Here is a 23,642-nt window from a genome sequence, read left to right as displayed (position 1 = left end):
CGGGCTACCCGAGCAGGCCGCCCACCAGGCCCGGCTGGCCGGAGGAGGTGCTGCCGCCCGAAGCGGTTTCGCCGGTCGAGCCGCCGCCGCCCGTCGTGCTGCCGCCGGTGCTGGTCGGGCCCGCCGTGGTGCTGGGGGCGCCGCCGGCCGGGGAGGCCGGGCGGGGCGGGACCCGGCCCGTGGTGCCCTGGGTCTGGCTGGGCGTCGTGGTGGTGGTGCCGGCGCTGGTGCGGCTCGCACCGGGCGTGGTCGCCGTACCGGACGGGCCGGTGGTGGCATTGCTGCTGGGCGCCCTGGAGGCGGGCGGGGACGTCCGCCGGCCCTGGGCGGGCTTCTCCGGGAGCGGGGAGCCGGGCACGTTGTTGCGCGGGGCCTCGCCGGGGCGGGGGACGACCACCCGGCCGGAGTCGCGCACCGCGCCGCCCAGCAGGGAGCCGACGAGCAGGGTGAGGCCTACGGTGACGGCGGTGACGAGGGCACCGCGGCGCAGGACGTAGCGGCGCAGCTCCCAGATGTCCGAACGGGGCCCGAGCCTGCGCCAGGCGCTGCCCGCGAGACGGCCGTCGACCGAGTAGACCGGGGCGCCCGCGATGATCAGCGGGGACCAGGCGGCCAGGTAGATGATGTCGGGCGCGTCGTAGGCCGGGACCGTCTTCCAGCTCACGGTGACGATCAGCGCGGCGGAGAGCAGGGCACCGACGACGGCCGCGACCCGCTGCCAGCAGCCGGCGATGGTCAGGACACCGACGACCACCTGCAGGAAGGCGATGACCAGCCCGGAGCCGATGGGGTGGTGCAGGGCGAACTGGCGCAGCGGCTCGGCGACTTCCCAGGGGTGCAGGGTGTTGAGCCAGGTGACCATGGAGCCGCGCTTGCCGCCGTCGAAGTAGACGGGGTCGCACAGCTTGCCCATGCCGGCGTAGATGGAGATGAAGCCGAGGAAGACGCGCAACGGGAGCAGGACGACGCCGAGGTTCATCCGGCGGCCCGGGTAGTAGGCGTGCCGGGCCGGGTCGTCACTGTGCCGCCGGCCGCGGCGGGAGCGGTCGCCGGCCGCCTCGGCGGGATCCTCGCGGTCGTCGAACTCGTCGTCGCCGTAGGCCGGTCGGTCGTAACCGGAGTCACCGTAGGCCGACTCGGCGTAGCCCGGCTCGTCGTACACGCTGCCGCCGCCGCGCAGGGGCGGCAGCAGCCGGGTGCCGTCGTCGGAGGAGGTGCGCTGGTGGCCGACGACGGGGGTCTCCACGGTTCCGTCGAGGCCGCCGTAGGCGTCGGGGTAGCCCCCGCCCACGCGCGGGATGACCTGCGTGGCGCCGGGCTCGAGGCCGGTCTCCTCGGCATGGCGGACGCTGCTGCCCCGCACGGCCTGGAGCAGCCGGTGGGCGCCGGTGTCGTCGGGGGCGGACCTGCCGCTCCACACGACGGGCCGCCGGCGGCGGGCCGCCCCGGCCCGGCCCGCCGCGCCCATGGACGGCATACGGGCGGTGTCCTGGGCGGCACTCAGGTGGCGGGCGATCCGCGGGGACTCGCTGCGCCTCGACGACGCGCCGAGCTGCACGCGGAAGCTGGCGTGGGTGACGATGACCTGCGCCGGATCGCTCGGCACCTTCACCATGCTCAGCGCGGGAGCGTCGTCGTACCCCGACGAGCGGTCCCCCGTGGGTGTGCGGGGTGTTCTGGTGTCCACACTCATCTAACCGAGTGATGTGGAGTTAGGACACTGCCCTGACCGGGCGGATGTGTCCGGACCCCGTCAAAGGTGTCGTGAACACCCCACGGACACCCGAATTCCCCCGTGCGGGTGAAGTTGCGGACGGGCGTTCAGGCCCGTCCGCGTGACGTCACGTCAGCTCCGGCGGCGGGCCGCCTCGTACAGCACGATGCCCGCCGCCACACCGGCGTTCAGCGACTCCGCGCCGCCCGGCATCGGGATGCGGACCCGGTGGTCGCAGGTCTCGCCGACCAGGCGGGACAGGCCCTTGCCCTCGGAACCGACCACGATGACCACCGGACCGCCCAGCGCCTCCAGGTCACCGAGCTCCACCTCGCCGTCGGCGGCGAGGCCGACGACGGTGATGCCGGCCTTCTTGCAGGCCTCCAGGGTGCGGGTGAGGTTGGTGGCGCGGGCGACCGGGGTGCGGGCGGCGGTACCGGCGGAGGTCTTCCAGGCGCCCGCGGTCATACCGGCCGAGCGACGCTCGGGGACGATCACGCCGTGCCCGCCGAAGGCGGAGACGGAACGGACGACGGCGCCGAGGTTGCGCGGGTCGGTGACGCCGTCGAGGGCGACGATCAGCGGGGCCTCGCCCCCGTCGTGGGCCGCCTCGGTGAGGTCCTCGGGGTGCGCGTACTCGTACGGCGGGACCTGCAGGACCAGACCCTGGTGGTTCAGGCCGTTGGTCATGCGGTCCAGCTCCGGGCGCGGGGCCTCCATGAGGTTGATCCCGCCGCGCTCGCCGGCGAGCTGCAGGGCCTCCCGGACGCGCTCGTCGTTGTCGATGAACTGCTGCACGTAGAGCGTGGACGCGGGCACGCCCTCGCGCAGCGCCTCGACGACCGGGTTGCGGCCGACGACCAGCTCGGAGGCGGACCTGCCGCCGCGGCCCCGGGCCACCGGGCGGCGCACGGCCTGCTTCGCCTTCGCGTTGGCGATGCGGTTCTTCTTGTGGCCCTTGCGCATCTCGGCGGGCGGGGTCGGGCCCCTGCCTTCCAGACCCTTGCGCCGCTGGCCGCCACTGCCGACCTGCGCGCCCTTCTTGCCGGACATGCGGCGGTTGTTCGCGGCCATGACCTACCTGTTCTCTGACGGAAGTGTTCGTACGTCTATGCAGTGTGCCGCCCGGAGGGCCGGACGGCACAATCGATCACCGGATCGCCCGCGGGTTCAGCGCGGGCCGAGGCTCCAGCGCGGGCCCTGCGGACCGTCCTCGATGACCAGTCCGGACTGGTTGAGCCGGTCGCGGACGGCGTCGGCGGTGGCCCAGTCCTTGCGGGCGCGGGCCGACTCGCGCTGTTCGAGGACGAGGCGCACGAGGCTGTCGACGACGCCGTGGAGGTCCTCGCCCCGGTCGCTCTCGCCGGCCCACTGCGGGTCGAGCGGGTCGAGACCGAGGACGCGGAGCATGGCCCGCACCTCGGCGAGCCGGGCGACGGCGGCCTCCTTGTCGTCGGCGGCCAGCGCGCTGTTGCCCTGCCGGACCGTGGTGTGCACCACCGCGAGGGCCTGCGGGACCCCCAGGTCGTCGTCCATGGCGTCGGCGAACGCGGGCGGGACCTCGGCGGCGGGCTCGACCACTCCCCCGGCCAGCTCGACCACGCGCTGCACGAAGCCCTCGATGCGCGCGAACGCCGACTCGGCCTCGCGCAGCGCCTCCTCGCTGTACTCGATCATCGACCGGTAGTGCGGGGTGCCGAGGTAGTAGCGCAGGACGACGGGACGCCACTGCCGGACCATCTCGGAGACCAGCACGCTGTTGCCGAGCGACTTGGACATCTTGTCGCCGGCCATGGTGACCCAGGCGTTGTGCACCCAGTACTGGGCGAAGTCGTCGCCGTAGGCCTTGGCCTGGGCGATCTCGTTCTCGTGGTGCGGGAAGATCAGGTCCAGGCCGCCGCCGTGGATGTCGAAGGCGGTGCCGAGGTACTTGTGGGCCATGGCGGAGCACTCGAGGTGCCAGCCGGGCCGGCCGGGGCCCCACGGGGTGGGCCAGCTGGGCTCGCCCGGCTTGGCCGCCTTCCACATGGCGAAGTCGCGCGGGTCCCGCTTGCCGGTCTCGCCCTCGGCGGAGGGCTGGAGCAGGTTGTCCAGCTCCTGCCGGGACAGCTCCAGGTAGCGCGGGAAGGACCGCACGTCGAAGTAGACGTTGCCGTCGGCCTCGTAGGCGTGCCCGCGCTCGATGAGACCCCGCATCATCTCGACCATCTCGGTGACGTGGCCGGTGGCGCGGGGCTCGTAGGTGGGCGGGAGGCAGCCGAGCGCGGTGTAGCCGTCGTCGAAGGCGCGCTCGTTCTCGTAGCCGATCGACCACCAGGGCCGGTTCTGCTCCTCGGCCTTGGCGATGATCTTGTCGTCGATGTCGGTGACGTTGCGGACGAACGTCACGTCGTAGCCGCGGTACTCGAACCAGCGGCGCATGATGTCGAAGTTCAGGCCCGAGCGGATGTGCCCGATGTGCGGGGCGGCCTGCACGGTGGCACCGCAGAGGTAGATCGAGACACAACCCGGCTTGAGCGGGGCGAAGTCACGGATCTGCCGGGCGTTGGTGTCGTACAGGCGAATAGTCACCTCTCCAGGGTAGTGGGCCCGGAGAGGTGCCTCGTGCCGGTTGGCTAGAACATGCCCACGACCTTCTCCGGGGTGATCCGCACGACCACCCGATCGGCGTCGTTCACCGAGGCCGGGTTGAACTCCGCGTACCTCTTGCCGGTGTACTTCACCGACAGCTCGTCGATGAGGTCGTCGGCGCCGTCGGTGGTGAACTCCGCGGTGCCCCGGATCTCCCCGTAGACGTACGGCATCTCCGGGTCCTGGACGACCACGCTCACCCGGGCGTCGCGGTCCATGTTCCTCTTCTTGCGCCGGTCGACGGTGGTGGAGAAAAGGATCTGGTCGCCGTCCCGCTTCACCCACACCGGGGAGAGCTGCGGGCTGCCGTCGGGCTGGATCGTGCCGACCACGATGAAGACGGGTCCGTCGAGCAGGGACTTGAGCCGGTCGGACAGGGCGGCGGGCATGGGTACCTCCACTACCTCGAGCCTGCGGTGACTCTGCAGGTACCCTCGCACGCCCTCAGTGCACCCGCACCACGAGCGCGGTGGCGACCGCCATCAGGCCCTCCTCGCGTCCGGGGAAGCCGAGCCCGTCCGTCGTGGCTCCGGACACCGACACCGGCGCCCCGGCCGCCTCGGAGAGGATCCCCTGCGCCTCGTCCCGCCGCTTGCCGATCTTCGGGCGGGGCCCGACGACCTGGACGGCCACGTTGCCGATGGTGAACCCCGCCTCGCGGACGATCCGGGCGGCCTCGGTGAGCAGAGTGACGCCCGAGGCGCCGGACCACTCCGGACGGCCGGTACCGAAGTGCTGTCCGAGGTCGCCGAGGCCGGCCGCGGAGAAGAGCGCGTTGCAGGCGGCGTGGGCGACCACGTCCGCGTCGGAGTGCCCGGCCAGGCCCGGGCCCTCGCCCTCCCACCTCAGGCCGGCGCACCACAGCTCGCGGCCGTCCTCGAAGGCGTGGATGTCGGTGCCGATGCCGACCCGGGGCAGCACGGGGGCGTCAGAAGCCATCGTTGAGCCTCCTGCGGGCCAGGACCGCCTCGGCGAGGACGAGGTCGAGGGGGCGGGTGACCTTGAAGGCCTCCTCGTGGCCGGGGACGGTGACGACCCGCGGGCCGAGCCGCTCGACCATGCTCGCGTCGTCCGTGACGTCCTCGGTGACCGCCTGGTGGGCGCGGACCAGGGTCTCCCGGTCGAAGCCCTGGGGCGTCTGCACCGCGCGCAGCCGGGAGCGCTCGGGTGTGGCGACGACCGGCTCGGGTCCGCCGGGGACGGCCGCGGGCCCGACCTCCTTGACGGTGTCGGCCAGCGGCAGCGCGGGAACCACGGCGGGCGCCCCGTCGCGCACGGCCTCGATGACCGCGTCCACGGTGTCGACCGGCACCAGCGGGCGGGCCGCGTCGTGGACGAGGACGACGCCGTACTCGGGCGGCAGGGCGTCGAGGCCGAGCCGGACCGACTCCTGGCGGCTGTCCCCGCCGGGCACGACGAGGAAGTCGGTGCGGTCGGGCAGGGCGTGCGCGTCGAGCAGCGACTTGACCTCGGCGGCGCCGTCGGGCGGTGCGACGACGATCACCAGGGAGACATGGCGGGACGCGGCGAGGGCGCGCACCGCGTGGATCAGCATGGGCGTGCCGTTCAGCGTGCGCAGCGCCTTGGGGGCGCCCGGGCCGAGGCGTACGCCGCGGCCGGCGGCGGGAATCACGGCGGCGACGGGGATCTGCGCGGGTGCGGGGCGCGAATCGTCAGACATCGGTTCCTGTCAGGTTTGTGTGCTCGACCTAGGTGGGTATGGCCTGGAGAGTGCCGGGCACGACCGCTCGACCGGACCCTTCCGTGACCCTGGTCGAGCCATCTGCCCGGGCCCGGCACACCAAGTATCGGGGGCCCTTCCCCGAGATGAACGGCAGGCGCCCGGGCCGGCCCGGCAGCGCGGCCGGTGCGTCCGGGTACGAACATGCCGCAGCGCCCGGCGACAGGTTCCGTGTCATCGGGCACCGCGGCGTTCTCACTGTGCTCAGCGTGCTGACGGCAGCGCGTGCCGTCCGTCGCGCGTCAGGAGGCGAGCACCTCGTCGAGCAGGGCCTCGGCCTTGTCCTCGTTGGTGTTCTCCGCGAGGGCGAGCTCGCTCACCAGAATCTGGCGGGCCTTGGCGAGCATGCGCTTCTCGCCGGCGGAGAGTCCGCGCTCGCGCTCGCGACGCCACAGGTCACGCACGACTTCCGCGACCTTGATGACATCGCCGGAGGCGAGCTTCTCCAGGTTTGCCTTGTAACGACGGGACCAGTTCGTGGGCTCCTCGGCGTACGGCGCGCGCAGTACCTCGAAGACCCGGTCCAGCCCGTCCTGACCGACCACATCACGCACGCCGACGAACTCCGCATTGTCCGCTGGCACACGCACCGTGAGGTCACCCTGGGCGACCTTCAGCACCAAGTAGGTCTTGTCCACGCCTTTGATCTGACGAGTTTCGATGGCCTCGATCAGCGCGGCCCCGTGATGGGGATAGACCACGGTGTCGCCAACCTTGAACGTCATGTGACAGGTACCCCTTCCGTGGCTATCCAGGGTAACACGGATACGGCGTGTTCTGAATGGCGTTTTCGCAGGTCAGGGCATATCTCGGGGCTTGACAACAGCAACAGGAACGTGCTGCGAGGGAGCCGGCCGAGCCGGAGGGCGGCGGGAATTCGCAGGTCGGAGGGGCTCTTCGGGCGAGGCGAAACACGTACGCCACACACGCGCCAAGCCGCCTCCAGAAGGTCGAACGTCCCGATATGTCCGCTCTCAAGCGTACGACTTCCGCTACTCCGTTCGGCGGTGGGTGTCGGGTCCGAGACGAATCCGGAATTGATCACAAGGCCCCGGAAGGGCGCTGGATGATCAATATCCGGTGTGGTCGCGCATTCCTTCACGGAAATTTCGCGCAGCGTGTTGCCGCCATGCGGACCGCGGTGTCGCGGACGCGTTATGCGAATGCGGACGACCGCGCCGGCAATGTGACCGGTGAGTCACCCGCGGCCCCCGGGGTACGCCCACAGGGAGGGAAGCGGCGTGCTTGGGGGAGGGTCGGGTGCGATCGCACGGGGACGGCTCGGTAACCTGAGGCCGCTGACAGCCACTTAGGGCGGCTTTATACGGGAGCCGCCCCTGCGTTCAAGGAGATGCCGCCGCCGTGAGCAGCAGCCTTCGACGCGGCGCCCTCGGCGCCGCCGCCATCGCCTTCTCGGTCGCCTCGCTCGCCGCGTGCGGCTCCGGCAACGACGCCCAGACCCTGCAGGTCAAGCCGGACAACGCGGCGACCAGCGTCGGGAGCATCAAGGTCCAGAACGCCACGGTCATCACCCAGCCCGACCTGACCTCGACCGGGCCGGCCGTCGTCTCCGCGACCATCTTCAACACCGGCAGGACCGCGCAGACCCTGCAGTCGATCGCCCTCCCGGGCACCGGCAAGACCGCCACGCTGCACCCCGCCAAGGGCCAGAGCCTGACCATCCCGCCGCAGGGCTCGCTGGTCCTCGGCGGCAAGGACAACGCCTCCGCGGTGCTGGACAGCAGCCGTGAGGCGGTCCGGGACGGCAACGCCCAGAAGGTCACCTTCACCTTCGACAAGACCGGCGACGTGAGCCTGCACGCCTTCGTGGTGCCGGCCACCAGCTACTTCAGCGGCTGGGGCCCGAGCGACGTCCCGTCCGCCTCGGCCTCCGCGGCTCCGGGCGCGACCGGCAAGGGCAAGAACGACAAGCCGAGCGCCTCGGCGACCGCCTCGGACGCCGCGACCGTCTCGGGCGGGGACGCCTCCGGCGGCGACGCGAACGACGCCACCCCGGGCGACGCCGCGTCGCAGTCGACCGCCGGCAACTGAGCGGCCGTACGCACGGAGGGCGGCACCCCGCGCGGGGTGCCGCCCTCCGTCGTGTCCGCCGGCCTACGGCTCGAACTTGTAGCCGAGGCCACGCACCGTCACCAGGTAACGCGGCGCACCGGGGTCGGGCTCGATCTTGGCGCGCAGGCGCTTGACGTGGACGTCGAGGGTCTTGGTGTCGCCCACGTAGTCGGCGCCCCAGACCCGGTCGATGAGCTGCATACGGGTCAGGACGCGCCCCGCGTTGCGCAGCAGCATCTCCAGCAGGTCGAACTCCTTGAGCGGGAGGTCGACCTTGGAGCCGGAGACCGTCACCACATGACGGTCGACGTCCATGCGGACCGGGCCCGCCTCCAGGGCGGCCGGGGTGACCTCCTCCGGCTCGCCGCGGCGGCGCAGCACCGCGCGGATGCGGGCGACCAGCTCACGGGAGGAGAAGGGCTTGGTGACGTAGTCGTCGGCTCCTATCTCGAGTCCCACGACCTTGTCGATCTCGCTGTCCTTCGCGGTCACCATGATCACGGGGACGTTGGAGCGGCCGCGTAGCTGGCGGCACACCTCCGTACCGGGCAGACCCGGCAGCATCAGGTCGAGGAGCACGAGGTCGGCGCCGTTGCGCTCGAACTCGTCGAGTCCGTCGGGGCCGGTGGCCGCCACGGCGACCTCGAAACCCTCCTTGCGGAGCATGTACGACAGGGCGTCGGAGAAGGACTCCTCGTCCTCGACGACGAGCACTCGGGTCACGGAAGGACCTCCGGGGCGGGAAGCGGTTCGTAAGGAGATGAGTCGGGGGCACCGCCGGCCTCGTCATCGAGGTCGGGGTGCTGCTGTGCGCGGTCGCGGGCCGCGCCCGCCTCCGGCAGCCTGAGAGTGAACGTGGAGCCCTGGTTCTCGGCGCTCCACACCGTGACCTCCCCGCCGTGCGAGGCGACCACGTGCTTGACGATCGCGAGACCCAGACCGGTGCCCCCGGTGGCCCGGGAGCGGGCCGGGTCGACGCGGTAGAAGCGCTCGAAGATGCGTTCCTTGTCCCGGTCGGAGATGCCGATGCCCTGGTCGGTGACGGCCAGCTCGATCAGGTCGCCGCCCGGGGCGCTGATCCTGCGGGCGGCGATGCCGACGCGGGTGCGGGCCGGCGAGTAGTTCACCGCGTTCTCGACCAGGTTGCCGAGGGCGGCCGCGAGCTGACCGCGGTTGCCCCGGACATGCAGGTCGGCGGTGCCTCCGGCGGCCATGGTGATCTGTTTGGCGCCCGCCTGGTGGCGGCAGCGGTCGACGGCCTCGGCGACCAGTTCGTCCACCCGGACCGGCTCGGCGTCCTCGAGGGGGTCGTCGTTCTGGACCCGGGACAGGTCGATGAGCTCCTGGACCAGGTTGGTCAGCCGGGTCGCCTCGATCTGCATGCGGCCGGCGAAACGCTGCACGGCCTCGGGATCGTCGGAGGCGTCCATGACGGCCTCGGAGAGCAGGGAGAGCGCGCCGACGGGCGTCTTCAGCTCGTGGCTCACGTTCGCCACGAAGTCGCGCCGCACGGCCTCGATCCGGCGGGCCTCGGTGAGGTCCTCGACCAGCAGCAGGACCAGCCGGGACCCGAGCGGGGCCACCCGCGCGGAGACGGCGAGCGCCTCGCCCCGTCCGGTGCCGCGCCGGGGCAGGTCCAGTTCGACCTGGCGTATCTCGCCGTCGCGTCTGGTGTCCCGGGCCATCTGCAGCATCGGCTCGACCGAGAGCTTGCCGCCGCGGACCAGCCCGAGGGCGTAGGCGGCGGAGCTGGCCTTGACGACCGCGTCGCCCTCGTCGAGGACGACGGCGGAGGAGCGGAGCACGGACAGCACGGTGTCCACGCCGGGCGGGAGTACGGCATCGGTGTGCAAGGAAGTCCTGGTGGGTCGCTTCTGGTCGCGTTCGCTCCAGCGGAACGCCAGCATGGCGATGACACCGGTGAGCACCCCGGCGATCGCTGCCGCTGCGGCGACCGCCGCGTTCACGTCCATGCCACAAGGTTAGGCACGGCGTGCGACATGGCCACAGCCGTCGAGGTGCGACCTCGAACACTCGTCGCCCAGAGTTCACCTTGGAGCCAGTACCGGTTCATTCGGGGTGGCGGAAACGGACGCGTACGGGGCAGAACGTGGGAGCGTGGGGTTCACACCGCCGGTCACGCCACAGGGCGCCTGTGGTCACGGCCCCGGACCCCCGAAGGAAGAACGTACGAGAGGGAATCTCTGATGCGGGACGCGTACCACGAGGAACTTGACTCGATCGGCGACAGCCTGGTGGAGATGGCCCGGCTGGTCGGGTCGGCGATCGGGCGCGCCACGACCGCCATCCTCGACACCGACCTGAAGCTGGCCGAGAACGTGATCGAGGCCGACAAGAAGGTGGACGAGCTCCAGCACGACCTGGAGGCCCGGGCGATAGCCCTGCTCGCCCGCCAGCAGCCGGTGGCGACCGACCTGCGGATCGTCGTCACCTCGCTGCGCATGTCGGCCGACCTGGAGCGCTCCGGCGACCTCGCCCAGCACGTCGCGAAGCTGGCCCGGCTGCGCTTTCCCGAGCGCGCGGTCCCGCACGACCTGCACGCCACGATCCTGGAGATGGGCCAGCTCGCCCAGCGCCTGATGGCGAAGGCGGCCGAGGTGCTCGTCACCAAGGACGTCGACCTCGCGATGCAGCTCGAGCAGGACGACGACGAGATGGACCTGCTGCACCGCACCCTCTTCCAGCACCTCATCGACGACCGCTGGAAGCACGGCATCGAGACCGCCGTCGACGTCACCCTGCTGGGCCGGTACTACGAGCGGTACGCCGACCACGCGGTGGCGGTCGCCAAGCGGGTCGTCTACCTGGTGACGGGCGAGCACGCGGACGACCTGCAGCAGGACATCCAGCCGGTGACCAAGGTCGAGGGGGCGTAGGGCCGCGGCGGCCCGTGCCCGGCTCGCGAGGGGGGCGGGCGGGACGGGCGGACGCCTCGATGCGCCGTTGATGCGCCGGGCGGAACGGGCATGGAATGGGCGAAGGCATTTGCCGAGCCTCTGAGGAGGGGACCATGGCCGAATCCCCCGGCACCACGCCCGATCCCACGCAAGCGCGCGAGTCGGACCAGCCCACCGAGAGCAGGCACCTCCCGCTCGTCGCCGCGTGCGGCTGCGGGTCGGGCTGCGGCTGCGGATGCCAGTCGGGTGCTCCCTGCCAGTGCGGCTGACCCGGAACGAACCCCGAGGGCCGGTGTGAACCCGTTTCGCACCGGCCCCCCGGCGCTCGGGCGGCCCGCCCGGCCACAGCGGTGGGCGGGCACCCGCCCGGCGGGGCCGGCGCCACGGCCGGTCCCGCCGCGACACGCACGGCGATGCCCGGCGGCGCTCCCGTCCCGGGCAGCCGGCTGACGAGCCGCAGCACCTGTTCGTCCGCCCGGTACACCTGCGGGCGCAGTCCGCCGCCCTCCGGCCGCGCCTTCTCCGGGCCGTAGTCGAAGACCTCCCGCGCCGGCAGCACGTCGCACGGCGACACCCCGCGCATCGCCGTCCGCAGGTCGTCGACGTCCTGCTCGCCGCCGTTGCCGCTCAGCCGGTTCGCGCCCGCCCTCACCCTCCTCCGCCGCTCCGCCGCCGGGCCGGACCATGGTCTCCCGGAGCAGTTCCGCGCGGCTGCGCGGGATGGCCCGGCCCTCGACGGACCGGGTGCCGAGCAGCCAGTCGGTCAGCAGCGACAGCATGAACGGGTTGGACGCCACGCCCAGCATGCCGCCCGACCTGATCTCGTCCAGCGTCTGGGTCCAGCACCGTGAAGTCGTGCGATCCCGCCGGCAACTGCCAGACGAAGCTCCACTTGGCGATGTCCTTGCACTCGCGCTCCACCTCGTTCAGGGCGTCGACCAGGAAGACCACGCGGTGCTCCTTGATGTGCGCCTTCCACACCTTCTCGTCGAGGCCGGCCGGACGGAACCGCCAGGCGAACTCCTGGACACTCAGGCCGTTCACGTCCGAGTGCCCGATCACGCGGCCGTCGACGACGGCGCAGGGGGACTGCCGGTCCAGGAGCGCGATCGCGTACTGCCGGACGGCGGTGCTCCTGCCGCTGCCCGCACCGCCGGTGACGAGCCACGTCCTGGGGAGCGGCTCGCACTTGGGCAGATACGAGGGGAGTTGGCCGAGGAGTGAGTCGAACCGAAGGTGTTCCACGGCGGATTCGTCCGTGGAGTCGCGGATCCGGAAGGTGGGTGTCAGGTAGGTGCCGGACGGTTCTGCTCGCCAGCCCGGCGCGCATCGCGCTGTACGGCGAACCACTCATCCGCCCCTCGCGCCCGCTCCACGCCACCCGACAAACGCTTCAAGTCACCACGCGGGGCGCCTGGTTGATCGTGAACGGAGACGTCGGGCGCGCAAGGCTCCGAGCCGGGGATCGTCCCCGGAGCCGGACCCTCATCGGCCCCGGACGTCACGTCCGGCGCCGGTGCCCCGGCCCGCCGCCCGCCGCGGGGCCGGGCGATCACCGCAAGCGTGGAGGGCGTCGCGCGACCGGCCGGCGATTCCACCGGCCGGTGTCACGGGGGCCGGGAGCCAAGGGCTGTCCCGTAATCCCCGATGGATCAGCGCACGGCGTCGGATGCGGTGCATCGCAACGCGGAGAGTCGTCCTCATACTGGACGTGTTCGGGCTGTCCGACAACGCGGCGAGGTGCCGTAGCCGTCGTCGTGCGCCCGCCGGGGATTACGGCCCTCAGGCCGCCCTGCGCCGCGCCGCGCGTACGACCGGGGCCGTGGCCGGCTCCTGGGCGTCGTCGGGCGGCAGGGTTTCTTCGTCCCCGAAGTCGGGGGCCTGGAAGGGGTTGATCGCCGGAGGCGGCGATGCCGCGGCGGAGCGACTGGGTTGCCCTTCCAGGGCGGAGAACAGCGACGTCATGTCGATCAGAGGACTTTCTCTAGGTGCAGGCCCCTACGGGAACCTGGTTGTGCCGTGACCGGGCACAGCGGTACTACAGCTTGGTCATCTTGGCGTACGGGCTCAGGATCCGCCTCTGCGCCGAGCCGAAATCCACGAGGACCGCTACTCCGTCCTCGACACCGACCACTCGGCCGAGGCCGTACATGTCGTGCGTGACCTGGTCGCCTACGGCGAAGTACTTGGGATCCGGTGCGACCGGGGCCTTGAACGGGCTCGTGGGCAGATGGCGCTTCGGCGCGGCAGGCTTCGTCATGGCTCAGTATGCGCCCTCGTTCCACCGGTTCGCTGTGGCCGTCGGCACAGATCCACATGAGAACGCCTGCTTCCGCGCGCTGACCTGCGCTTTCTCAAGCTGGACCAGCGAAACCGGACCGGAGTCGAATTCTCCGCCCCGGCTGACGCCCGCGAGGTCTCTGGCCCTGACCGACGCCGGCGGCGGCCCCGGCGGGCACCTGGTGTGCCATGCCGGTCTGCGCGCCGACGGGAGTGGTCGTCGACCGAGCGGCATCCGGTGCGGAGGCCGCATCCGGACAGGTCCGACTGCCGGTATGGATCGCGACGTGCGGACGTGCATGCGTGTCCCCCGAGGCAGTGCGAGTGAGGGCACTGACGGTAGTCGTGCCGGGTGGTTCCCTGCGAGGGACTTTCCCTCAGCGGAGCCCTCCCGTCGGGCGGCCTGCCGCGTCGGACGAGTCCCCAGCTTGGGAGGTACGGGCCCGTATGCGAGATGTTGCCGAGCCGACCTGCGACGGAACAGCTCTGAGGGGGCTCGGCACGCGCTTCGGGAGTTCGATCGCCTTGGCTTCATCGGGGGCCGCCCGGCCGCGCCTGCCGTGCCGGACCGCCTGGGATTTCTGCTGAGACCGGCTTTTCGTTGCGGGAAAACACCTTCGGCTCCGGTCGCATCGCCCTAGGCTGAGAAGATGGGGAAGTCCAGGACGCGGGACCGAACAGCGAGATGTCCCGTTGCCGTGACTCTGGTGCACGGAACTTTCGCGCGTGACGCCGCTTGGACAAAATCGGACAGCGCGATGAGTCGCAGACTCTCGGGGGTCGGATGCCAGGTCATGCCCTTCACGTGGTCCGGTCGAAATTCGCATCAGGCGCGTGCCCGCGCAGCACAGGAACTTGCCGAGCACCTGGAAAAGGTAGCGCGGGAGAACGAGGGGGCTCGGCAGTGGATTGTCGCGCACAGTCACGGCGGAAACGTGGCGCTCCATGCTCTGGAGCTGTTTCGCAACTCCGGTCGACGCACTCGCGTATCAGTGGTGACGCTAGCCACGCCGTTCATTCACGCCCGAGCATGGACCCGTACGAGCTTTTTCGCCTTCCATATAATATGGTCCGGGGTGCTGCTGTTCACAGCAGCCACATGGACGGCAGCGACTGGAAATGACTCCTACGTCGCCCGCGGGATGGAATTATTCGGGATCATATTCGCCATCGAGGTCCTGTGGTGCATTGTCGGCGCGGTGAATTTCAGGCACTATCTCGGCAGGGGATTCGGCAAGCGATTGGTGGCCAGCATCCAGGTGCCCGAGATCCCCTCTCGGGATCTCACCGTCATCCGGGCGCCGGGAGACGAGGCGTCTTTCAGTCTCGCGTCCGGACAGTTCGTCGGATGGCTGGGTTCACTGATAGCCCGTCCTCTGGGGAACCGAAAAGTGTGGTGGCACACCCTCATGATCGTGAGCCTGCCGGGCACCCTTGCCATATCACTGGGGCGATACGTCCACACTGGCACCATCATCAGCGGTTACCTTTTCGTGAGCGTCTGGCTCTTCTGCCTGGGCGGCGTCATGGTGCTGCTGGCGGGTTCACTGGGATTCGGCCTCGAAGACGGCCCGTTCGTATCCATTTTCGCGTCGGTGTCGGTCGAGGACACGCCGCCCGGAAGAATCGCGGTGCAGCTATTGCGGCACTCCACATCGAGCAAGAAATTGGGATTGTCCCACTCTCGACTCTATGACGATCCGGAGGCCATCGAGATAATTTCGAAAGCGATCCGTCGATAGTGGATCGGACCTACCGTCCGGTCGGCGCCACGACCTCTGACTCGGCCGTGTGGGGCTTGCGCGGTCCCGCCGGATGGTTGGGGAGGGGCAGGGCTTTGAGCGCTGAAGCCCGCTACGGGACGGAAGACGATGCGCTTGCGCGCCTGTCGGACGCTCTCGGTGATACGGCCGTGGTCGCCTCTCACGACGAGGACAGAACGTCTGCTGCACTGCGCTTGGACCTGCTCTGCGCCGTGGGGTCCTCTCCACCGGACTGCCGAGGCGCTGAAGTACTGCGGAGGTCCGCGGCGTTCGGCAAGGGAGGGCTCCGGAAGCTGCTGTGCAAGGAGTTCACCGGCGACATCCGGCGCCGGTCCGAGCACGAACGCGCCGTGCCCCTCTCGCTGTTCGTCGACGAGGTCGCCGAACTCCGCCTCGCGCCACGGAGAGGGGCGAGTACTGCCTTCGGCTCGTCCGGGCGACGTAGGAGCGTACGTGTGTCGGACCTCGCCGGTGGCGGACGGTCCGTAAGACTCGTCGCATGAGTGAGGAGAGGGCTTCCGGGGACTACCGGGAGAGGGCCGGGCACATGATGCTGCTGGCGGTGGTGCTCGCGGTCCCGGCGCTCAAGCTGGCCTGGACACTCGGCGGTGGGGACGCGGCCAGGGACGCGCTGATCGCCATGGGGCCTGGCAACTGGGCCGACATCCTCATCGGCATGTTCCTGAACGACGCCCTGCTGGCCACCGTGCTGGCCGTGACCGTCTCGCGCGCCACCTACGCCGGCCTCGCGGCCAGGGGCGGCGCCCTCAGACACCGGGACACCCCCATGGTGACGACCGCGGTCTCTGCCGCCGTGGTTCCGGCCGCCCTGGGGGTGGTGGTGGGTGCGTTCAACGGCCTGGGTTGGGGCCTGGCCACCGGCCTGGCCTCCTACCTGCTGAGGGTGGGGGTGATGGTCGACTACAAGACCGGCCGACGGGATCACACCACGGGCCGCCGCACCGGCAACCGGGCCGAGACCGCCCCGCAGCGTGCCGCCGACGCCCTGTGGATCGCCGGACTGCTGCTCGGCGTCGTCGTACTGCCCGCCGTGGCGGTCGTCGCCGCTCTGGACGGACACTCCTGGACCAGTGTCGAGACGTGCGACGTGAACACCGGCAGCGGAACCCACCGCGCCCGCCTGGTGGAACTGGCCCGGCAGGGCAACGGCATCGTGGGCTGGGACCTGGCCGACTCAGAGGTCGTCCAGGGCGTCAACTGCGCCGCCGACGAGAACGAGACCATCCGACCCCCGTGGTGGCGCGACGCCTGACAGCAACCCGTCGGTGGCGGCCGACAAGCAGGCTGCCAGGCGCCGGAGCCACCCCAAGCGGGTCAGAAGCAGCCGGGGCCGCTGGTGGGGTTGACGCAGCTGTTGTGGCCGGATCCGCCGTCGTTGGTGTCGGTACCGGGACCGCCGTCGAGAGCGTCGTTGCCGGGGCCGCCGAAGAGGGCGTCGTCGCCGGCGCCGCCGGACAGGACGTCGTTGCCGTCGCCGCCCTCGACGCGGTCGTCGCCGTTGCCCCCGGCGAGGACGTCGTTGCCGTCGCCGCCGCAGATCAGGTCGTCGCCACCGCGGCCGTCGACCACGTCGTTCCCGGCCAGAGCGAAGATCACATCGTCGCCCGGGGTACCGGTCAGGATGTCGTCGCGGTTGGTACCGGTGATGGTGGGCGTGGCGGTCGCGCAGGTGAGGGGCACCGGGGTGTAGGTGATGGTCACCATGGCCGGCCCCGCGGCGGTGCCGGAGCCACCACCCGTGGGGACGCGATTCGACCCACCACCGCCGCCACCGGGACCGTAAGAGGGAGGGTCGCTGACGATATAGCGGCAGCCTCCGCCGCCGCCTCCACCGAACCAGCCGCCTCCGCCGCCGCCCGCCCCGAAGCCGCCTCCGCCGGTGCCGCCGGCACCGGCCGCGCCCGGAGTGCCCGGAGTGCTGGGTTCACCGTCGTCGAGGGAGCATGCGGCTCCGGCCGCGCCGCCGGCTGTCTGGGTCCCGCCGCCACCGCCCTGGCCGCCGTCCGGTCTGCTGCCGCCGTCCCCCCCGGTGTCTCCGGCGTCTCCGCCGGTGGCCTTCGAATTGAGGTTATCCGAGGCGCCATTGCCGCCGCCTCCGCCGCCGCCCGCGACGATGAGGCGGGGGTCGGTGGCGGGGACGCCGGTCAGGGTGCAGCCGAGGTCGGATGAGCTGCAGGTGCGGACATCGCTGGAACCGCCGCCGGCACCACCTGGGTCCGGCCCTCCGCCGGGGCCCCCACCCGTGCCGACGTTGACGAAGAGGGTGGTCGTGCCCGACGGCACCGTGACCGTGCCGGTGACGGTGGCGCCCTCGCCGCCCGCACCGCCCAAGGACCCGCTCTGACCCGCGGCGCCCGTCGCGGTGACGTCCAGTTCGGTGACGCCGGGCGGAACGGTGAAGGGCTGGTCGGCACCCGCCGTGTCGAAGGTGACCGTCACGGGCTCCGCCGCGGCGGCGGGCGCGGCCGTGGGCACCACCAGCGCCGCCGGCAGTGCCACCGCGGCGCACAGGACGGCAGCACGCCCGGCCCGGGTCGGACGCCACAACTCACCCGCCGCTCCCGCACTACGGCGACGGAACACGGCACGTTGCAGGATCGGTCTCACAAGACTCCTCTACAAAGAGCGCGGCACCCAGAACGCGCCACGGACGTCGGCCGGTGAAGAGGCCCCTGCCGGGACCGCCCGACGATCAAGCCACACACACCCCGCGCGGTCATACAGACACACCGTCACACCGCCCACGATCCACCCACCAGACCCCGCCGACCCCGAACCCGGACCTGTGATCCGTCGCTAACCGAACCAACGCCCTGCCAGGTCACCCAACCCGGTCGGCGTCATCTCCAAAGTCAGGAGCCGCGAGCACACCGCCGCTCGCGAGCACGGCATGCACGCGCTGAGGCACTTCTACGCGTCCTTTGTCCTGGACGCGGGGGAGAGCATCAGGGCCTTCGGCGAATACCTCGGGCACTTCGATCCGGGCCTGACGCTGAAGGTATAGGCGCACCTCGTGCCGAGCAGCCGAGACCACGCCCGGAAGGCTCCCGGGCAGGCGCTCCGGCCGTAGGGCTCGGGGGAATGAGGGCCCGCAGTGGGCCCAGGCCATGAAAATGTCCCCGATCCGCGCCATAAGCACGGGTCGGGGGCGTGATCACAAAACCTACTTCTTCTTGCCCTGGGTCTTGCCGGGGATCTTGGTGACCTGGATTTTCGCAGGTCCGAGCAGTGCTCCTGGGTTCCTGAGCGGTTGTCATTGGCCGTCACTGACCGCTGCCGAGCAGCCTCGGACGGCCCAGACGACGGAGCCCTCCCGGCGGCGTGATCTTACGGCCCCCTCCTCGGACTGTTCCTCGATGGGCGATCCGCCGGAAACGGGCTTACGGTCGAACGAAGGGCTGCCCCACAAGGGAGCTCATGCGCGTCGGCCCCCGTGGACCCCTCTCACGACACCAACAGGAGACGACTGCCATGGCCACAGCATCTGAAACCCCTGTACTGGACACCATCGCCGCGATGACGGTCGACTCGGTTGAGCGGTGCGGACTGGCTCCGGACACGCTCCTGCTCACCCGCATCGCGGCCCTCGCGGCTTCGGACGCCCCGCCGATCTCATACATTGCCCACATCGACCCCGCCATCCAAGCCGGCCTGACCGCCGAGCAGGTGCAGGATGTCCTTGTCGCCATCGCTCCTGTCGTGGGTACAGCCCGCGTCATGACGGCAGCCGGCAACATCGCCAAAGCCCTCGGCATCACGATCGCGGTCGCCGACGCCGAGGCCCAGGGCAGCGTGTAGAGACCTCGCCCAAAGTCTGCAGCTGACGGCCGTGCCCACCATTGACGCCTGGGCGCGGCCGACGGCTGAGCAGTACCGGCAAAACAGGGCGGACGACGCGATGCTCGTCTGGCTGGACTGACGGGCCCTCGACTGCGGTGGGACCTCAGCCTGGGAAGCTTGGGTCTTCTGGCGGAAGTTGCCGCGTTGATCTGCGGCGGGGTGGTGTTGGGCCCTAATCGCGCCCGAGTCGTTTCGCGTTGTTCCCCGCAGGAACTGGCACGCGAATGGCACGACCTGTTTCGTTCCGGAGAACCCGAGACAGAAGCTCGGTCTTGGATCCTGTGCCCCAGCCAGCGAAAGTCAGCCACGACGGCGAGTCTGCTCACCGACCATGCGCGCGTGCGCCCCCTGCACCACCGACGGCCTAAGCCATGTTTCGAGGTGTCGTCCAGAGTAACTTTCGACGGTCGGCCGTTGACCTTCGAGGCGGGAGCCCCCCCCATCTGGGTGATCTGGCGGTTGTAGACCCACTGAGCTGCGGTGAACGACTGCAGGACCATGGTCGGCTGTCTACCGGGTTCCCCGTGTTTTCCACGGTCCCCGCAGCGTGGGCGGTCCACGGGCGCCGGCCATAGACCCGAGGGCTCTTGGCCCGTCCGGGCCTGTAGGTGCGGCTGGGGCTCGTCACTTGACGCTTCAACCGCTGTGGGCGTCCCGCGGCACGGACACCGGCCGGGCTGGAGCGGGACGGAGGCAGGAGGTTGGGGATAGCGCTGGTGGAGGTGTCGGTTGCCGAGGCCGACCTCACGGCCCTTCACCCTGGCGCTGCATGGGAGGCCGATCAAGTACTTCGACGTACATGATCCGGCCATCCACGACGTCTAGGCACAGCATGCCTCGCGAGGGCAAGAGCGGCACGCACCTATGGCCGGCGCCGTATGGCTGTCCCTGCGGATGAACTGCGGTCTGGAAGCTCTGGCAAAAGTCATCGCCGCAGCGGCACGCGTCAACCATACGTAGATCCCACGCACAGATGGCCAGCTCACGTTCTCCTTCGCTCTCCAGGAGAGTGATCAGCTCTGCGACAAGATCCGGGAAGACGTCGCGGACAAGGGGGCAGTCCTGCTCCATGACCGGAGGGTAGCTGGAGGCGGCACAACCCCTAGACCCACCGTCGAACATCACCTGAGACCAGAACGTCAAGCGTCAGTTGGGATCCGGCATCTGGGCCGTTGCTGATCACCGCGGCTCGCACACTCGATCCGGCCTCGGCTGCTCCGTGGTGTAGAACCCTCGGTATGGGGAGTGAGCGACGGGAGCGGATGAAGGCGCTTGGGACGCGTCGTCGGGGGCTGCGTGCTGAAGTTGGCCTGACTGGCGCCGTGTTGGCGCAACGGCCGGCGTGGGACAGCCGACCGTCTCCAAGGTGGAGAACGGGCGCATGGTCCCGAGCTTCGATGTCCTTGACCGGCTGTCCAGTGCTCTCGGCCTTGATGACTCGTCGGCTCGTGAGGTGCGTGGCCTCCTGGTCGCCGTCGAGGCTGCCGCTGGCGCCGGGCTGGCATCCGATGATGACGGCATCGCCGGGGCGGTTCTCGACGACGCCGCCTACCGCGCGGACGCCATCATGGTCAACGCCCCGGCCGCGGTGCAGGGCTGACCGCCGGACCCGGGCCTGACGCTCCGCGTGTACGCGCACCTCATGCCGTCCAGCCAGGAGCGCACCCGCAAGGCCGTGGCCGCTGTCTTCGACGCCACCAAAACGATGCGACATGACGTCTGAGGGCTCGTACGCTCCCGACCGGGGAAGGGCAGGGAGAGCAATGGCCGACGAGTACTTCTTGCTGGTGTGCGACGACGTGCCTCATGACGTGGTGCTCACCGATCCTGGTGTCCGCGTGATGGACGTCGTCCAGGTCGTGCGTCGGCTGACGGGGCTGAGCCTTTGGCGTAGCAAGGTTCTGGCGACGCAGGTTCCCGCCGTCATTCTCGCTGGCTGCCTGAGGAAGAGACGCGGCGGCAGCCGTCTCGGCCCTCCGCGAACTGGGAGCCCGGGCAGAGGCGAAAGAACAGCCAGAGCCAACCTTCCAGGAGCACTGAGCACGGCCCGATCAGCCTGCTGACGGCCCAGGGCAAGGGAAAAGCCCCCTACCAGCGGAGAAAACGCAGGTAGGGGGCCTTTTCGTGGGCGCTTACTTCTTCTTGCCCTGGTTCTTGACCGCCTCGATGGCCGCTGCCGCGGCCTCCGGGTCGAGGTACTTGCCGCCCGGGGTGACCGGGCGGAAGTCGGCGTCCAGCTCGTAGTAGAGGGGGATGCCCGTCGGGATGTTGAGGCCCGCGATGTCGGCGTCCGAGATGCCGTCCAGGTGCTTGACCAGGGCGCGCAGGGAGTTGCCGTGGGCGGCGACGAGGACCGTGCGGCCGGTCAGGAGGTCGGGGACGATGCCGTCGTACCAGTACGGGAGCATGCGGGACACGACGTCCTTGAGGCACTCCGTGCGCGGGCGCAGCTCCGGCGGGATGGTGGCGTAGCGGGCGTCGTTCGCCTGGGAGAACTCGGAGTCGTCCGGGAGCGGGGGCGGCGGGGTGTCGTAGGAGCGGCGCCAGAGCATGAACTGCTCCTCGCCGAACTCGGCCAGCGTCGCCGCCTTGTCCTTGCCCTGCAGGGCGCCGTAGTGGCGCTCGTTCAGGCGCCAGCTCCGGTGGACCGGGATCCAGTGGCGGTCCGCTGCCTCGAGGGCGAGCTGGGCCGTGCGGATCGCGCGCTTCTGGAGGGACGTGTGGACCACGTCGGGCAGGAGGTCGGCGTCCTTCAGGAGCTCGCCACCGCGGACCGCCTCCTTCTCGCCCTTCTCGTTCAGGTTGACGTCCACCCAGCCGGTGAACAGGTTCTTCGCGTTCCACTCGCTCTCGCCGTGGCGGAGGAGGATCAGCTTGTACGGTGCGTCGGCCATGCCTCAGAGCGTAATCCACGTGTTCGGGCCGTCGCCCCGTCCGCCCGGTGGGCGGACGGGCCGCCCACCGCTCGGGCCGGTGCGGGCCGGCACGGTCGTCCATCGCGTGGGTCGGGCACCGGGCCGGCCGCCCACCGGTCGCGTCGCCGATCGGGCGGTCCGTCCCGTCACACGGTCCGTCGCGTCGCATGGTCCGTCCCGTCACACCGTCCGTCCCGTCGCACGGTCCGTCCCGTCGCACGGTCCGTCCCGTCGCACGGTCCGTCCCGTCGCACGGTCCGTCGCGTCGCGCGGGCCCGCTCGGGGCCTTCGGCACCAGGCGTCCGGTACCGCTCGGGAGCTGCTTCCCCGGGCCCCGGTGCGGCCCGGGGACGGCCTCCCGTTAATCGAGTGGCCGTCGGCCGCGCCGCGGATGTAATTTGCGCTTGCCTAGTGAGCCGCTTACATCTCCGTACCCGTGGGGGGTCCCGTCCATGTCTGTCGCGTCCGTCGCGTCCGTCGCCCGTCTCAGACGTGCCGCCCGGGAGACCGTCTCCGGACTGCCCCGCGAGTTCTGGTGGCTGTGGACGAGCACCCTGGTGAACCGGCTCGGGGCGTTCGTCGCCACGTTCATGGCGCTGTACCTCACGCTCGATCGGGGCTACTCGGCCTCGTACGCCGGTCTCGTCGCCTCGCTGCACGGGCTCGGCGGGGTCGTCTCCTCGCTCGGGGGCGGGGTGATGGCCGACCGGCTCGGCAGGCGGCCCACCCTGCTGATCGCCCAGACCGCCACGGCCGTGTCCGTCGCGGTGCTCGGGTTCATGCAGGACCCGGTCACCATCGCCGGCGTCGCCTTCCTCGTCGGCATGGCCTCCAACGCCTCCCGGCCCGCCGTGCAGGCGATGATGGCCGACATCGTCCGGCCGGAGGACCGGGTGCGGGCGTTCTCGCTGAACTACTGGGCGATCAACCTCGGCTTCGCGGTCTCCTCCATGGCGGCCGGGTTCATCGCCGAGTTCAGCTATCTCGCCGGGTTCCTGATCGAGGCCGGGATGACCCTGGCGTGCGCGGTGGTCGTCTTCCTGAAGCTGCCCGAGTCGCGGCCCGTGGCCACGGCGCGGCGGACGGACGGTGACGTCGGCCTCGGCACGGTGCTGCGCGACGGGCGGTACATGGCCGTCGTCGGGCTGTCCTTCCTCGTCGCCCTCGTCTTCCAGCAGGGGTCCGTCGGACTGCCGGTGGCCATGGGCCGGGCCGGGTTCACGGCCGCCGACTACGGCTTCGCGATCGCCGTCAACGGTGTCCTCATCGTCGCGCTGCAGATCCCCGTCACCCGCTTCATCGAGCACCGCGACCCGCGCACGCTCCTCGTCGCCTCCTCACTGCTCGCCGGGTACGGCTTCGGGCTCACCGCGTTCGCCGGGTCGGTCGGCGTCTTCGCGCTCACCGTGTGCGTGTGGACGCTCGCCGAGATCGTCAACGCCCCGACCCAGACCGGTCTCGTGGTGCGGCTGTCGCCGGTGCACGGGCGCGGGCGCTACCAGGGGATGTACACGCTGTCGTGGTCCGTGGCCGCGCTGGTGGCGCCGCTGATGTCCGGCGCGGTCATCGACCGGTTCGGCGCGCGGTGGCTGTGGGCCATGTGCGCCGGCGTCGGCACCGTGGCCGGGATCGGGTACGCGGTGCTGATGCGCAGGCCGGCCGCCGAGCGGCGGTCGCCCGGGACCTCCCCCGCGGACGCGGACCCGGCGGCCGAACTCAGCTCGGCCTGAGCGGGACGTGACAGGG

At 70.8% G+C, this 23,642-nt stretch carries 22 protein-coding genes and 2 pseudogenes; 9 read left to right on the top strand and 15 right to left on the bottom strand.

Features of this window, described 5'->3' with window-relative positions; translation table 11 throughout:
• Positions 1-4 precede the first annotated feature (4 nt).
• The 7 genes from MXD57_RS02700 to MXD57_RS02670 all read right to left on the bottom strand — a co-directional run bounded on the left by MXD57_RS02700 (position 5) and on the right by MXD57_RS02670 (position 6,811).
• Positions 5-1,693, bottom strand: a complete 1,689-nt coding sequence (locus MXD57_RS02700) for a DoxX family protein (RefSeq protein ID WP_250399621.1) — start codon at positions 1,691-1,693, stop codon at positions 5-7.
• A gap of 153 nt (positions 1,694-1,846) precedes the next feature.
• Positions 1,847-2,788, bottom strand: a complete 942-nt coding sequence (gene rlmB / locus MXD57_RS02695; RefSeq protein WP_250399620.1) for a 23S rRNA (guanosine(2251)-2'-O)-methyltransferase RlmB — start codon at positions 2,786-2,788, stop codon at positions 1,847-1,849.
• Positions 2,789-2,884: 96 nt separating this feature from the next.
• A complete protein-coding gene (cysS, locus tag MXD57_RS02690; protein ID WP_250399619.1) occupies positions 2,885-4,285 on the bottom strand; it encodes a cysteine--tRNA ligase in 1,401 nt (466 codons plus the stop codon).
• 44 nt (positions 4,286-4,329) lie between these two features.
• Positions 4,330-4,734 carry a PPOX class F420-dependent oxidoreductase gene (locus MXD57_RS02685; RefSeq protein ID WP_250399618.1) on the bottom strand — a complete coding sequence of 135 codons (405 nt, stop codon included), beginning with the start codon at positions 4,732-4,734 and terminating at the stop codon, positions 4,330-4,332.
• Positions 4,735-4,789: 55 nt separating this feature from the next.
• Positions 4,790-5,284, bottom strand: coding sequence for a 2-C-methyl-D-erythritol 2,4-cyclodiphosphate synthase (gene ispF / locus MXD57_RS02680; RefSeq protein WP_250399617.1), 495 nt, complete (start codon positions 5,282-5,284; stop codon positions 4,790-4,792).
• Positions 5,274-6,026, bottom strand: a complete 753-nt coding sequence (gene ispD, locus MXD57_RS02675; protein ID WP_250399616.1) for a 2-C-methyl-D-erythritol 4-phosphate cytidylyltransferase — start codon at positions 6,024-6,026, stop codon at positions 5,274-5,276. Before ispD ends, ispF begins: the two co-directional genes overlap by 11 nt.
• Positions 6,027-6,328: 302 nt before the next feature.
• Positions 6,329-6,811 (bottom strand): CarD family transcriptional regulator, encoded by a 483-nt coding sequence (locus tag MXD57_RS02670; RefSeq protein ID WP_003953493.1) that lies wholly within the window; start codon positions 6,809-6,811, stop codon positions 6,329-6,331.
• A 637-nt stretch (positions 6,812-7,448) separates the two neighbouring features.
• Here MXD57_RS02670 and MXD57_RS02665 point away from each other — a divergent pair.
• Complete coding sequence (locus MXD57_RS02665; RefSeq protein WP_250399615.1) at positions 7,449-8,138, top strand: DUF461 domain-containing protein; 690 nt, start codon at positions 7,449-7,451, stop codon at positions 8,136-8,138.
• A gap of 63 nt (positions 8,139-8,201) precedes the next feature.
• On the opposite strand, the gene MXD57_RS02660 is transcribed toward MXD57_RS02665, so the two are convergent.
• Positions 8,202-8,882, bottom strand: a complete 681-nt coding sequence (locus tag MXD57_RS02660; RefSeq protein WP_010358452.1) for a response regulator transcription factor — start codon at positions 8,880-8,882, stop codon at positions 8,202-8,204.
• Positions 8,879-10,132 carry a sensor histidine kinase gene (locus MXD57_RS02655; RefSeq protein ID WP_250399614.1) on the bottom strand — a complete coding sequence of 418 codons (1,254 nt, stop codon included), beginning with the start codon at positions 10,130-10,132 and terminating at the stop codon, positions 8,879-8,881. Before MXD57_RS02655 ends, MXD57_RS02660 begins: the two co-directional genes overlap by 4 nt.
• Before the next feature lie 234 nt (positions 10,133-10,366).
• Here MXD57_RS02655 and phoU point away from each other — a divergent pair, with 234 nt between their 5' ends.
• The gene (gene phoU, locus MXD57_RS02650) at positions 10,367-11,056 is read left to right on the top strand and encodes a phosphate signaling complex protein PhoU (RefSeq protein WP_250399613.1); all 690 of its coding nucleotides are present in this window, start codon (positions 10,367-10,369) and stop codon (positions 11,054-11,056) included.
• 669 nt (positions 11,057-11,725) lie between these two features.
• Here phoU and MXD57_RS02645 read toward each other — a convergent pair.
• The 3 genes from MXD57_RS02645 to MXD57_RS02635 all read right to left on the bottom strand — a co-directional run bounded on the left by MXD57_RS02645 (position 11,726) and on the right by MXD57_RS02635 (position 13,337).
• Positions 11,726-12,322 (bottom strand): hypothetical protein, encoded by a 597-nt coding sequence (locus MXD57_RS02645; RefSeq protein WP_250399612.1) that lies wholly within the window; start codon positions 12,320-12,322, stop codon positions 11,726-11,728.
• A 537-nt stretch (positions 12,323-12,859) separates the two neighbouring features.
• Positions 12,860-13,042 (bottom strand): hypothetical protein, encoded by a 183-nt coding sequence (locus MXD57_RS02640; RefSeq protein WP_250399611.1) that lies wholly within the window; start codon positions 13,040-13,042, stop codon positions 12,860-12,862.
• A gap of 73 nt (positions 13,043-13,115) precedes the next feature.
• Entirely contained in the window at positions 13,116-13,337 is a 222-nt protein-coding gene (locus MXD57_RS02635; RefSeq protein WP_250399610.1) for a CarD family transcriptional regulator, read from the bottom strand.
• 814 nt (positions 13,338-14,151) lie between these two features.
• Here MXD57_RS02635 and MXD57_RS02630 point away from each other — a divergent pair.
• Both MXD57_RS02630 and MXD57_RS02625 read left to right on the top strand, forming a co-directional pair.
• The gene (locus MXD57_RS02630) at positions 14,152-15,099 is read left to right on the top strand and encodes a hypothetical protein (protein WP_250399609.1); all 948 of its coding nucleotides are present in this window, start codon (positions 14,152-14,154) and stop codon (positions 15,097-15,099) included.
• A 520-nt stretch (positions 15,100-15,619) separates the two neighbouring features.
• A complete protein-coding gene (locus MXD57_RS02625) occupies positions 15,620-16,393 on the top strand; it encodes a hypothetical protein (protein WP_250399608.1) in 774 nt (257 codons plus the stop codon).
• Positions 16,394-16,455: 62 nt separating this feature from the next.
• Here the strand turns inward: MXD57_RS02625 and MXD57_RS31445 are convergent, their stop codons facing one another.
• Positions 16,456-17,640: a calcium-binding protein gene (locus tag MXD57_RS31445; RefSeq protein WP_308290641.1), complete on the bottom strand. Its 1,185-nt coding sequence runs from the start codon at positions 17,638-17,640 to the stop codon at positions 16,456-16,458.
• A 337-nt stretch (positions 17,641-17,977) separates the two neighbouring features.
• Between MXD57_RS31445 and MXD57_RS02615 the strand changes: the two are divergent.
• A pseudogene (locus MXD57_RS02615) lies at positions 17,978-18,211 on the top strand (site-specific integrase); the annotation flags it as partial.
• Between the two features lie 401 nt (positions 18,212-18,612).
• On the top strand, positions 18,613-18,939 hold the full coding sequence (locus MXD57_RS02610; protein ID WP_250399607.1) for a carboxymuconolactone decarboxylase family protein: 327 nt from the start codon (positions 18,613-18,615) through the stop codon (positions 18,937-18,939).
• A gap of 786 nt (positions 18,940-19,725) precedes the next feature.
• Here the strand turns inward: MXD57_RS02610 and MXD57_RS02605 are convergent.
• Complete coding sequence (locus tag MXD57_RS02605; protein WP_250399606.1) at positions 19,726-20,052, bottom strand: hypothetical protein; 327 nt, start codon at positions 20,050-20,052, stop codon at positions 19,726-19,728.
• Positions 20,053-20,323: 271 nt separating this feature from the next.
• Here MXD57_RS02605 and MXD57_RS02600 point away from each other — a divergent pair, with 271 nt between their 5' ends.
• Entirely contained in the window at positions 20,324-20,581 is a 258-nt protein-coding gene (locus MXD57_RS02600; RefSeq protein WP_250399605.1) for a helix-turn-helix domain-containing protein, read from the top strand.
• A 163-nt stretch (positions 20,582-20,744) separates the two neighbouring features.
• Positions 20,745-21,021: pseudogene (locus MXD57_RS02595) on the top strand (ribosomal protein L7/L12).
• A 92-nt stretch (positions 21,022-21,113) separates the two neighbouring features.
• Here the strand turns inward: MXD57_RS02595 and MXD57_RS02590 are convergent.
• Positions 21,114-21,875, bottom strand: coding sequence for a phosphoglyceromutase (locus MXD57_RS02590; RefSeq protein ID WP_250399604.1), 762 nt, complete (start codon positions 21,873-21,875; stop codon positions 21,114-21,116).
• Between the two features lie 473 nt (positions 21,876-22,348).
• On the opposite strand from MXD57_RS02590, the gene MXD57_RS02585 reads away from it, so the two are divergent.
• Entirely contained in the window at positions 22,349-23,626 is a 1,278-nt protein-coding gene (locus tag MXD57_RS02585) for an MDR family MFS transporter (RefSeq protein WP_250399603.1), read from the top strand.
• Positions 23,627-23,642 lie beyond the last annotated feature (16 nt).

It is taken from the genome of Streptomyces cellostaticus (assembly GCF_023630175.1).
Taxonomy (GTDB): Bacteria; Actinomycetota; Actinomycetes; order Streptomycetales; family Streptomycetaceae; genus Streptomyces; species Streptomyces cellostaticus_A.
The sequence above is the reverse complement of the archived record's forward strand: the minus strand, read 5'-3'. Positions and strand labels throughout refer to the sequence as shown.